The sequence below is a fragment of the Asticcacaulis excentricus genome, from assembly GCF_003966695.1.
In the GTDB taxonomy this organism is placed as follows: Bacteria; Pseudomonadota; Alphaproteobacteria; order Caulobacterales; family Caulobacteraceae; genus Asticcacaulis; species Asticcacaulis excentricus_A.
In genome coordinates this window covers 56,318-65,726 of record NZ_AP018827.1, presented here as the reverse complement: position 1 = coordinate 65,726, position 9,409 = coordinate 56,318, and the positions used below count along the sequence as shown (strand labels likewise).

The following is a 9,409-nucleotide window of genomic DNA, read 5'->3' as shown; positions in this document are numbered from 1 at the left end:
CCGTGAAACGCCCCTTACGTCTGGCCGTGCTGACGCAGGATGCCGGCAACTATTCGATCCGCGCCCTGATCAGGGCGGCGCAGAACCGCGATCACGTCATCGAGGCCATCGAAACCTCGCGCTGCTATATGAATATCAATGTGACGCGCCCCGAAGTGCATTATGACGGCAAGCCGCTGCCGCAGTTCGACGCCATCATCCCGCGCATCGGCGTGCCGATGACCAGCTATGGCCTGGCCGTCGTGCGGCAGTTTGAGACGACCGGCGCCTATTGCCTCAACCGGTCTTCGGCCATCTCCGCTTCGCGCGACAAGCTGCACGCGCTTCAGGTACTGGCGCGCAAGGGCATCCCCATGCCGGTGACAGCCTTTGCCAAATCGCCCAAGGACACCGACTTTGTGGTGCAACTGGTCGGCGGCGCGCCGCTGGTCATCAAGCTGACCAAGGGGGCGCAGGGGCGCGGCGTGGTGCTGGCCGACACGCATCTGGCCGCCGCCTCGGTCATTTCGGCCTTCCGCGACCTCGATGCCGAACTGCTGACGCAGGAATTTATCCGCGAGGCCGACGGCGAAGACCTGCGCTGCCTCGTCATCGGTTCAAAGGTCGTGGCGGCCATGAAGCGCAAGGCCAAGATCGGCGATTTTCGCGCCAACCTGCATCAGGGCGGCAAGGCCCTGTCGGTCGAAATCACGCCGGAAGAGGCCGACATCGCGGTGAAGGCCGCCCGCGCTTTGGGCCTTCAGGTGGCGGGCGTCGATATTCTGCGTTCGCATTCGGGGCCGAAGGTGCTGGAGGTCAATTCCTCGCCCGGTCTTCAGGGGATCGAAAAGGCCTCCGGCGTCGATGTGGCCGACCTGATCATCCGCCATGTCGAGAGCAAGCTGCGCCCGGTGCAGCACCTGCCGAAGCAGAACCCGCGCGCCAAACGCCGGGACTGATACACGCGGGCATGTTCAGACTTACACCTCCCCGCTGGCGGGGAGGGGAACCATGAGTGAAACGAGCGGGGGTGGGGTGGAAACCCTCTTTCCCCCTGCCCCGCTCCATGCCATTTAAGCCTAATGAAGCGCTTTGGCCTGAAGGACGAGGATCTGAAACTGTGGCATCTGGTGACGGCCACGGTGCGTCCGCACGCGCTCAGCAAAAAGAAACCCGCACCGGCCAAACCGCCCTTCGCCCAGCCGGAGATCGAGACCGTCACCATCAAGGGCCTGCCCGAAGGTCAGAACACCCTCTCCGCCCCGCGTATCGAGCGCCCCCTGCCGCTGGTACCGTTCAAAATCGGTGAGGCCGTGCGCCCGCAGAGCGGCTTTCGCCTGAGCGAGGCGACCTCTTTCTCCCCTGACCCCATCGAGCCCAAGCGTAAACGCCGCATCAGCCGCGAACGCGACCCCATTGAAGCGCGCCTCGACCTGCACGGGCTCAACCAGATTCAGGCCGAACAACGCCTCAAGGCCTTTGTGCAGCAGGCCTGGGCCAATGATTACCGCGCCGTACTGGTCATTACGGGCAAGGGTATGGCCGAAAACGGCATATTGAAACGCAACGCACCGGAATGGCTGTCCGATCCGGCGCTGGCGCACATAGTGGCGGGGATTTCACAGGCCCACGCCCGCCACGGCGGCTCCGGTGCGCTTTATGTTGCGCTGAAACGCCGTCAGGGATGAAACTGGAGACAAGCGTTAACCGGCGGCAGCGCAATAGCTAGCTTCATCCTTGCCCAGTTTCTCGATCACGCGATCATTATAATCATTGGGTACTGAGGACCGGCTGTAGCGCTCAAAACCTCTGTATATTTTTTCTCTTCTTTGGCGGATAGCTTCACGTATGGTCGTGCACGCCTGTGCATATCGCCCCTCGTTGGCAAACCGCCTTGCGCGGACGACGAGCATTGTCTCGCGCGCAGGTTCGTCAGCATAGGCGGACAAGCGCCTTTCATTCAGATCAACAGGACGATGTGGGGCCGGAAAATCTTCGCGATCTTGATAGGAGCTCACCCATTGGGCCTGCGCCCCGGTTGCCGATGCGACCATTATACAAATAGCAATCGCTGTCTTTATGCGCATTTTTACCTCCCTTTTTAACCCGGTTCAGAACCGAGCCTTACCCTATTAAAAATAGCGTAACACCGATTCACAGCCTTGGGAAGTAAAACAAATACCGTCAGATCAGCCCGTTCTGCTTCGCCAGTTGGGCGTAAGAGACCTGGGGGCGCGGGCCGTAGTGGCTGATCACCTCGGCGGCGGCGAGCGCCCCCAGACGGCCGCAGGTTTCCAGATGCAGGCCCTGCGTGAGGCCATACATCACCCCCGCCGCGTACTGATCACCGGCCCCGGTGGTATCGACGACCTCGGCCACCGGATAGACAGGGATGTCGTGCGACAGATCGGCCTTAAGCGCCACCGAGCCGCGCTCAGAACGGGTGACGAAGGCCAGATCGGCCTTGGACTTCAGATAGCGGGCCGCCTTGTCGAAATCCTCGGTCTGGAACAGCGACAGAAGCTCGGATTCATTAGCGAAGACAAGGTCGATATGCTGGTCGATAAAGGCCAGCAGGTCGGTGCGCCAGCGATCGACCACGAAGCTGTCCGACAGGGTCATGGCCGTCTTGCGGCCCGCCGACTGCGCGATTTCACAGGCCTTGGCAAAGGCGGCGCGACCCGACGGTGTATCGAACAGATAGCCTTCGAGGTAGGTGATCTGCGACGCCCTGATCAGTTGCGGATCAACGTCTTCGGGCTGCACCAGAGCCGCGGCACCCAGAAACGTCGCCATGGTGCGCTGACCGTCTTCGGTGACATTGATCAGGCAACGCCCCGTATGTGTCGGGTCGTCGTGCAGGAAGGGCACATCGAAATGCACGCCGCTCTTTTTCAGATCGCGGCTGAACACTTCGCCCAGTTCGTCGTGCGCCACCTTGCCGATATAGGCCGCCTTGCCGCCGAACGAGGCAACGCCGGCAATGGTATTGCCCGCCGAGCCGCCGGATTCCTGCGTCAGGTCTTCGGTATTGGCTTCCGAGCGGGCCACCATCTTGCCATAGAGGTTCAGCGCCCGGTGCTGATCAATCAGCGTCATGCCGCCCTTGGGCAGGCCTTCCGAAACGATAAACGCTTCGCTGGCCGGGGCCAGCACGTCCACAATGGCATTGCCAACGGCGGTGACGTCGTACTCAGAAGACATGCGCGATAATCCGGTTGCTATTTTGGGTGTCTTTGCTCAAAAACCACGCGCGGAGCAAGCGAAAATGAAAAAGTCACTTCTCATCCTGACACCGAACCCAGCGCACCCCTCGCATCATGGCCGCTGGCCCGCCGTGCTGGAGGCCTATCGCGCCGCCTTTGCGGCGTTTGAGGTCGAGGCGCAGCCGTGGTCAGAGCCCCTGACACGGCCCTATGATCTGGTGCTGCCGCTGGTCGCCTGGGGCTATCACAATGCGCCTGATGACTTCCGCCGCGCTCTGGCCCACATCAAGGCCAAGGGCTACCGGATGCACAACCCTGCCGAAATCGTAAGCTGGAACGTCGATAAGGCCTATCTGCGCGATCTGGCCGAAGGTGGCATCCGCATCGTGCCGACCCTGTTTGCCGACAGCCTGACGCCGGAAACCCTCAGCCGTGCGCGTGCCGATTTCGGACAGGACACGCTGGTGCTGAAACCGCGCATCTCCGCCGGGGCGAAGAAAACCCTCGTCTGGGCAGGGGCCGACGTGCCCGAAGGGGCGCCGGAGGCTGAGGCGATGCTTCAGCCCTTTTTAAGTGCTATTCAGTCGGAAGGCGAATGGTCGCTGATCTTCTTCGGTGGCGATTTCAGCCACGCGGTGCTCAAGACGCCCAAGCCGGGCGATTTCCGTTCACAGCCCGACTATGACGCCCATCTGCGGGTACAGACCCCGCCGGTCGCCGCCGTGGAGCTGGCCTATCAGGTGCTGGAATATGTGGGTCAGACCCTGCTCTATGCGCGCGTCGATATGGTGCGCAACGCCGCCGGTGACTTCTGTCTGATGGAGCTGGAGCTGATCGAGCCCGACCTCTATCTCAAATACGAAGACGCCGCCCCGGCCCGCCTCAGCCACGCGGTCGAGCACGCACTGGGGCTATGCGGGCATCAGCACTGATTGCGTTGAGACAGCCCTCGTGCTAACTTTGTGCTAACGGAGGCGCCACATGAAAGCCAGTTTGCGCAAGATGGGCAATTCGCAGGGCGTAATCATTCCCAAGGCGGTGATTGCGCAACTGGAGTTGTCGGACAGCGTGGAAATGACCGTCACCGACACGGCCATCATCCTTGAAAAGCCCAAGACCGCCCGCGCGGGCTGGGGCGAGGCCAGCCGGGCCCTGGCCGAAGCCGCAGACGACGGGCTGGTCTGGCCGGACGTGGCCAATGCCGATGATGCCGACCTGACATGGTGACGCGCGGCGAGGTGTGGCTGGCGGCGCTTGACCCGACGGTGGGCAGCGAGATTCAGAAAACGCGGCCCTGCGTGATCATCTCTCCGCCGGAAATGCACGATCACCTGCGCACCGTCATGGTCGCCCCGATGACCACGGGCAGCCGCAATGCGCCGTTTCGCATCCCTTTGACATTTCAGGGTAAGAGCGGCCTGATCCTGCTGGATCAAATTCGCACGCTGGACAAGACGCGGCTGATCAAACGGCTGGGGGCCGTGGACAATCCAACACTGATGGCGACCCTGTCCACGCTTCAGGAGATTTTCGCGGTCTAACCCACCCCGCGTTTCGTATCTGGCTTGACATTTGTATTTAGATGTATAGATATTTAGCGAATTAGCTAATTAACTGCGCAATCATGGACAAGATTTTCAACGCGCTGTCGTCAACGACACGGCGCAAAATACTCGCTTACCTGTCGAGCGCCCGGTTGAACGCCGGTGAAATCGCTGAACGCTTCGATATGTCCAAACCGTCCATTTCCAAGCATCTCGACGTTCTGGAAAACGCTGGTCTCATCCAATCCGAAAAGGTCGGGCAATTCGTTTACTACAGTCTGCTGCGCGACAATCTGGTCACCAATCTATACGATTTTCTTAATGATTTCTGCCCTGTAAGTCAAACCTACAAACAAGAAAGCGCCGCACTCCGGGCGAAGGGGGGCGCTCAGGAGGCTGAACATGACCGCTCCGTTCGAGAACATAAAACGGATTGACGAAAGCCTCCCTGCCGACCCGGTTAAAGGTCGTGTCGCATGGTCGCCCGTCAAGTCCCTCTTTCTACTGAGCATGTATGCAGCCACGGTCTATGGAGCCGTCCATTACTTCCGGCTTGATACCCTCGCGCTGTTTACCGCCAAGACTGTGGTGGTGCTTCTGCTTGGGCACTCGGTCGGGATGCACCGGCGACTGATTCACAAGAGTTTTGATTGCCCTTTATGGCTTGAACGCACGTTGGTCTATATGGGCACGCTGGTCGGATTGGGTGGCCCATTTGCCATGATCAGGACGCACGATTACCGTGATTGGGCACAGAGGCAACCGAAATGTCATGACTACTTTGCGCATCGCCAACCGCCGCTGACCGATGCCTTGTGGCAGATGCATTGTGATATTCGCCTGCATCAGCCACCCGCATTGACGATTGAACCGGAAGTGGCCGAAGACCGTTTTTATCGCTTTATCGACCGCCACTGGATTATGGCGCATGTGCCGTGGGCGATAGGCTTCTATCTAATCGGTGGATGGGCGTGGGTCATCTGGGGCGTCTGCGCTCAGATCGCGGTAACCGTCACCGGACACTGGCTGATTGGCTATCTGGCCCACACGGGAGACGCCCATGACTGGCATGTTGATGGCGCCGGTGTACAGGGCCGCAACGTCAGTTTCACCGGTCTGATCACGATGGGCGAAGGCTGGCATAACAACCACCATGCCTACCCCGGTTCCGCCCGTATCGGTATTTATAAAGGACAAAGTGATCCGGGATACTGGCTTTTGAAAGCTCTGGAGGCGCTTGGGCTTGTGTGGAACATCCGCCTGCCGCAAGACCTACCCCACAGACCCCAACTGCATTGGGTAGGTCATCACACGCCAGAACTCAAACCGGACCGACGCCCGTGCTGGGTTCTGACGCGGATAAGCCGGGCGCTTCACCTAACCCACCCCTCGCTTGGGGCATAGGTCTTCGACCAGACAGGCCATGCACTTGGGGCTGCGCGCCGTGCAGGTATAGCGCCCGTGCAGGATCAGCCAGTGGTGCGCCCGCGTCAGCCATTTGCGCGGGATCGAGGCCATCAGTTGCGCCTCGACCTTGTCCGGTGTGGTGGCGCTGCCATCGACCAGCCCCAGCCGGTGCGAGACGCGAAAGACGTGCGTATCGACCGCAATGGCCGGCTCGATATCCAGTTCATTGAGCACCACCGACGCCGTCTTGTTGCCCACCCCCGGCAAGCTGAGCAGGTCTGTGCGATTGAGCGGCACCTGACCGTCGAAACGGTTGATCAGGATACGGCACATCTCCATCACATTCTTCGCCTTGTTGCGATAAAGCCCGATGGAGGAGATCATCTGCATCAGCCGCTCTTCGCCCAGATCGAGCATGGCCTGCGGCGTGTCGGCCAGAGCAAACAGCGGTCCGGTCGCCTTGTTGACCGCCACATCCGTCGTCTGGGCCGAAAGGGCGACGGCCACCACCAGCGTGAACGGATTGGAGAAGTTCAGTTCGGTCTTAGGTTCCGGCTTATCGGCTTCAAAACGCTCGAACAGCTTTTTGACGGCGGCCGCACTACGCATGTGTGGCTTCCGCCGCCATCACATCCTCCCATTTCAGCCATTTCTCAGTGATGGCGGCATTGAGGTCGATACCTTCGGCGCGCGCCATCAGCAGCGTCATGCAGATCAGATCGGCCATCTCCATCGCCACCTCGTGCCTGGCCGCTGTGGCGTCGCGCCGCGAACGCCCGGTCATGGCCAGATAGGCCTGGGTGAGTTCGCCCATCTCCTCCTGCATTTTCAGCAGGTGCCAGTCGCCGCCCCGATCGATGCCATAGACGCGCTCATAGCGGTCGGAAATGGCCTGAAGGCGGTCGATAAAGGGCTCAAGTTCGGGAAGGGGCGCGGTCATGGCGCCATTGTGAAATGATTTCAGCGCCCCCGCAAGACACGCCTTGCGACGGAAGCATCCGGCGGGCTAAGCAATTTCCATGACCTCCGTTCTGTTTGTCTGTCTGGGTAATATCTGCCGTTCGCCGCTGGCCGAGGGCCTGTTGCGTCATCACGTCGAGCAAGCGGGTCTAAGCGACCGCTTTGTCATCGACTCCGCTGGTACCGGGGGCTGGCACGCGGGCGAAGGGCCCGACCGGCGTTCCATCGCCGTGGCGGCACGCTATGGGGTCGATATTTCCAGCCAGTGCGCCCGCCAGCTTCACCGCGATGACTTCTATCGCTTCGACCTGATCCTTGGCCTCGACCGCGATAATGTGCGCAATATTCGCAAAATCGCCCCGGATGATACCACCGCGACCATCGGTCTTTATCTGGAGCAAGCGCTGGGGTTGATGAAGGATGTGCCCGACCCCTATTACGGCGACACCCGCGATTTCGAGACCGTCTATCGCCTGTGCGATGAGGCTTCGGCGGCGCTGCTGCGCACGTTGACAAAGCGTCCCGGCTAAAGCCACATACGGCCAACTACGACACCAACACCCGTCCGGCACAGAAAGGCTGAGGCTACCTATGACCACTACCCCCGTTTCCAATGAGGTCTTCCGTCAGATGGCGGGCGATCATATCGACCTGGCCAACCGTCACGCGGAACAAAGCTTCATTGGCGATGCCGGCGGCGCTCTGCTTCAGGCCGCTACACGATATTCAGCCTTCACCTGTGCCGCGCAAAGCATGGACAAGACGCAGTTCCTCGCTGCGCGCAAACTGAATGTCGATCAGTTGACGGCACAGTTCCGCGAACTGCTGCTCAGCCATTATGATGACTTCGGTGACAATTACGAAACCTACCTGAAATAACAAAAGCCCCGGAGCGATCCGGGGCTTTGGCTTAGAGCGGGATGATTTTAGATGGACGCACTATCCCGCTCTAAGTTTCTGTTTTGTCGCGCAATTTTTCCGAAAAGTGGTTTCCACTTTATCGGATTGCGCTTTACAGAATATAGCGGCTGAGGTCGGCGTCGCCCGCCACCTCGCCCAGACGTTCGCGCACATAAGCCGCCGTGATGGTCACGGTCTGCCCCGTCTGATCGGCGGCGGTGAAGCTCAGCTCCTCCATCACCCGCTCGATAATGGTGTGCAGACGGCGCGCGCCAATGTTTTCGACCTTGGCATTGACCTGTGCGGCGGCGGCGGCCATTTCGGCAACTGCCCCGTCTTCGAACGCCAGCGTCACCCCTTCGGTAGCCATCAGCGCCTGATTTTGTTTGATCAGATTGGCTTCGGGTTCCGACAGGATGCGGCGGAAATCGTCCTGCGTCAGGGCCTTCAGTTCGACCCGGATGGGCAGGCGCCCCTGAAGCTCCGGCAGCAGGTCCGACGGCTTGGCCACATGGAAAGCACCCGAGGCGATAAACAGGATGTGGTCGGTCTTGACCGGGCCGTACTTGGTCGAAACCGTCGTCCCTTCGATCAGCGGCAGCAGGTCGCGCTGCACGCCTTCGCGCGACACATCGGCCCCGCCGCGCTCCTGACGCGACGCCACCTTGTCGATTTCATCAAGGAAGACGATGCCTTCCTGTTCAGCCAGGGACAGCGCCTCACGCGACACCGCCTCTTGGTCGAGCAGTTTATCCGACTCTTCGGAAAGCAGGATCGGCTGGGCCGCCGCAACCGACAGGCGCACGGTCTTTTGCCGGCCGCCCATGGCCTTTTGCAGCATCTCACCCAGATTGATCTGATTGCCGGGTTGCCCCGGAATCTCGAAGGCCCCGATCGCGCCGCCCGTATCGGCAACGGTGATTTCGACCTCCTTGTCGTCCAGTTCGTTATTGCGCAGGCGCTTGCGGAAGCTGTCGCGCGTCGCGGGTTGCGCCGCCGGTCCGACCAGCGCATCCAGCAGGCGTTCTTCGGCCTGCGCTTCGGCCTTGGCGCGCACGCCCTGACGGCTCTTGTCCTTGACCATCAGGATGGCCGCTTCGACCAGATCACGCACGATCTGATCGACGTCGCGGCCGACATAGCCGACTTCGGTGAACTTGGTCGCCTCGACCTTGATAAACGGGGCCTGAGCCAATTTGGCCAGACGGCGCGCAATCTCGGTCTTGCCGACGCCGGTCGGCCCGATCATCAGGATATTCTTCGGCGTGATCTCGTCGCGGATAGCCGCGTCGGTCTGCTTGCGCCGCCAGCGGTTGCGCAGCGCCACGGCCACCGCCTTCTTGGCGTCAGCGTGGCCGATAATATGACGGTCGAGTTCGGAGACGATCTCACGCGGTGAAAAGGTGGTCATAC

14 protein-coding genes are annotated in these 9,409 nt (G+C 60.6%); 9 read left to right on the top strand and 5 right to left on the bottom strand.

Going from position 1 to position 9,409, the window contains the following annotated elements; translation table 11 throughout:
- The first annotated feature begins 2 nt into the window (after positions 1–2).
- Together rimK and EM6_RS00340 are read left to right on the top strand one after the other, a co-directional pair.
- Positions 3–938, top strand: coding sequence for a 30S ribosomal protein S6--L-glutamate ligase (gene rimK, locus EM6_RS00345; RefSeq protein WP_366941762.1), 936 nt, complete (start codon positions 3–5; stop codon positions 936–938).
- Between the two features lie 123 nt (positions 939–1,061).
- Positions 1,062–1,667 carry a Smr/MutS family protein gene (locus EM6_RS00340; RefSeq protein ID WP_126419504.1) on the top strand — a complete coding sequence of 202 codons (606 nt, stop codon included), beginning with the start codon at positions 1,062–1,064 and terminating at the stop codon, positions 1,665–1,667.
- A 15-nt stretch (positions 1,668–1,682) separates the two neighbouring features.
- Here EM6_RS00340 and EM6_RS00335 read toward each other — a convergent pair whose 3' ends face one another.
- Both EM6_RS00335 and EM6_RS00330 read right to left on the bottom strand, forming a co-directional pair.
- Positions 1,683–2,066 carry a hypothetical protein gene (locus EM6_RS00335; protein WP_126419503.1) on the bottom strand — a complete coding sequence of 128 codons (384 nt, stop codon included), beginning with the start codon at positions 2,064–2,066 and terminating at the stop codon, positions 1,683–1,685.
- Between the two features lie 97 nt (positions 2,067–2,163).
- Positions 2,164–3,183 (bottom strand): adenosine kinase, encoded by a 1,020-nt coding sequence (locus tag EM6_RS00330; RefSeq protein ID WP_126419502.1) that lies wholly within the window; start codon positions 3,181–3,183, stop codon positions 2,164–2,166.
- Between the two features lie 64 nt (positions 3,184–3,247).
- Here EM6_RS00330 and EM6_RS00325 point away from each other — a divergent pair, with 64 nt between their 5' ends.
- The 5 genes from EM6_RS00325 to EM6_RS00305 all read left to right on the top strand — a co-directional run bounded on the left by EM6_RS00325 (position 3,248) and on the right by EM6_RS00305 (position 6,133).
- The gene (locus EM6_RS00325) at positions 3,248–4,117 is read left to right on the top strand and encodes an ATP-grasp domain-containing protein (protein ID WP_126419501.1); all 870 of its coding nucleotides are present in this window, start codon (positions 3,248–3,250) and stop codon (positions 4,115–4,117) included.
- Between the two features lie 49 nt (positions 4,118–4,166).
- On the top strand, positions 4,167–4,412 hold the full coding sequence (locus EM6_RS00320) for an AbrB/MazE/SpoVT family DNA-binding domain-containing protein (RefSeq protein WP_126419500.1): 246 nt from the start codon (positions 4,167–4,169) through the stop codon (positions 4,410–4,412).
- The gene (locus tag EM6_RS00315) at positions 4,406–4,726 is read left to right on the top strand and encodes a type II toxin-antitoxin system PemK/MazF family toxin (RefSeq protein ID WP_126419499.1); all 321 of its coding nucleotides are present in this window, start codon (positions 4,406–4,408) and stop codon (positions 4,724–4,726) included. The genes EM6_RS00320 and EM6_RS00315 overlap by 7 nt, the downstream gene beginning before the upstream one ends.
- An 83-nt stretch (positions 4,727–4,809) precedes the next feature.
- Positions 4,810–5,166, top strand: coding sequence for a metalloregulator ArsR/SmtB family transcription factor (locus EM6_RS00310; RefSeq protein WP_126419498.1), 357 nt, complete (start codon positions 4,810–4,812; stop codon positions 5,164–5,166).
- The gene (locus tag EM6_RS00305) at positions 5,132–6,133 is read left to right on the top strand and encodes an acyl-CoA desaturase (protein ID WP_126419497.1); all 1,002 of its coding nucleotides are present in this window, start codon (positions 5,132–5,134) and stop codon (positions 6,131–6,133) included. The genes EM6_RS00310 and EM6_RS00305 overlap by 35 nt, the downstream gene beginning before the upstream one ends.
- Here the strand turns inward: EM6_RS00305 and nth are convergent.
- Positions 6,107–6,745 carry an endonuclease III gene (gene nth / locus EM6_RS00300; protein WP_126419496.1) on the bottom strand — a complete coding sequence of 213 codons (639 nt, stop codon included), beginning with the start codon at positions 6,743–6,745 and terminating at the stop codon, positions 6,107–6,109. The genes EM6_RS00305 and nth overlap by 27 nt on opposite strands.
- Positions 6,738–7,076 (bottom strand): phosphoribosyl-ATP pyrophosphohydrolase, encoded by a 339-nt coding sequence (locus EM6_RS00295; RefSeq protein ID WP_126419495.1) that lies wholly within the window; start codon positions 7,074–7,076, stop codon positions 6,738–6,740. Before EM6_RS00295 ends, nth begins: the two co-directional genes overlap by 8 nt.
- A 79-nt stretch (positions 7,077–7,155) precedes the next feature.
- Here EM6_RS00295 and EM6_RS00290 point away from each other — a divergent pair, with 79 nt between their 5' ends.
- Both EM6_RS00290 and EM6_RS00285 read left to right on the top strand, forming a co-directional pair.
- Positions 7,156–7,626 carry a low molecular weight protein-tyrosine-phosphatase gene (locus EM6_RS00290; RefSeq protein WP_126419494.1) on the top strand — a complete coding sequence of 157 codons (471 nt, stop codon included), beginning with the start codon at positions 7,156–7,158 and terminating at the stop codon, positions 7,624–7,626.
- 61 nt (positions 7,627–7,687) lie between these two features.
- Positions 7,688–7,975: a DUF3144 domain-containing protein gene (locus tag EM6_RS00285; protein ID WP_126419493.1), complete on the top strand. Its 288-nt coding sequence runs from the start codon at positions 7,688–7,690 to the stop codon at positions 7,973–7,975.
- 133 nt (positions 7,976–8,108) lie between these two features.
- On the opposite strand, the gene hslU is transcribed toward EM6_RS00285, so the two are convergent.
- The gene (hslU, locus tag EM6_RS00280) at positions 8,109–9,407 is read right to left on the bottom strand and encodes an ATP-dependent protease ATPase subunit HslU (protein ID WP_126419492.1); all 1,299 of its coding nucleotides are present in this window, start codon (positions 9,405–9,407) and stop codon (positions 8,109–8,111) included.
- Positions 9,408–9,409 lie beyond the last annotated feature (2 nt).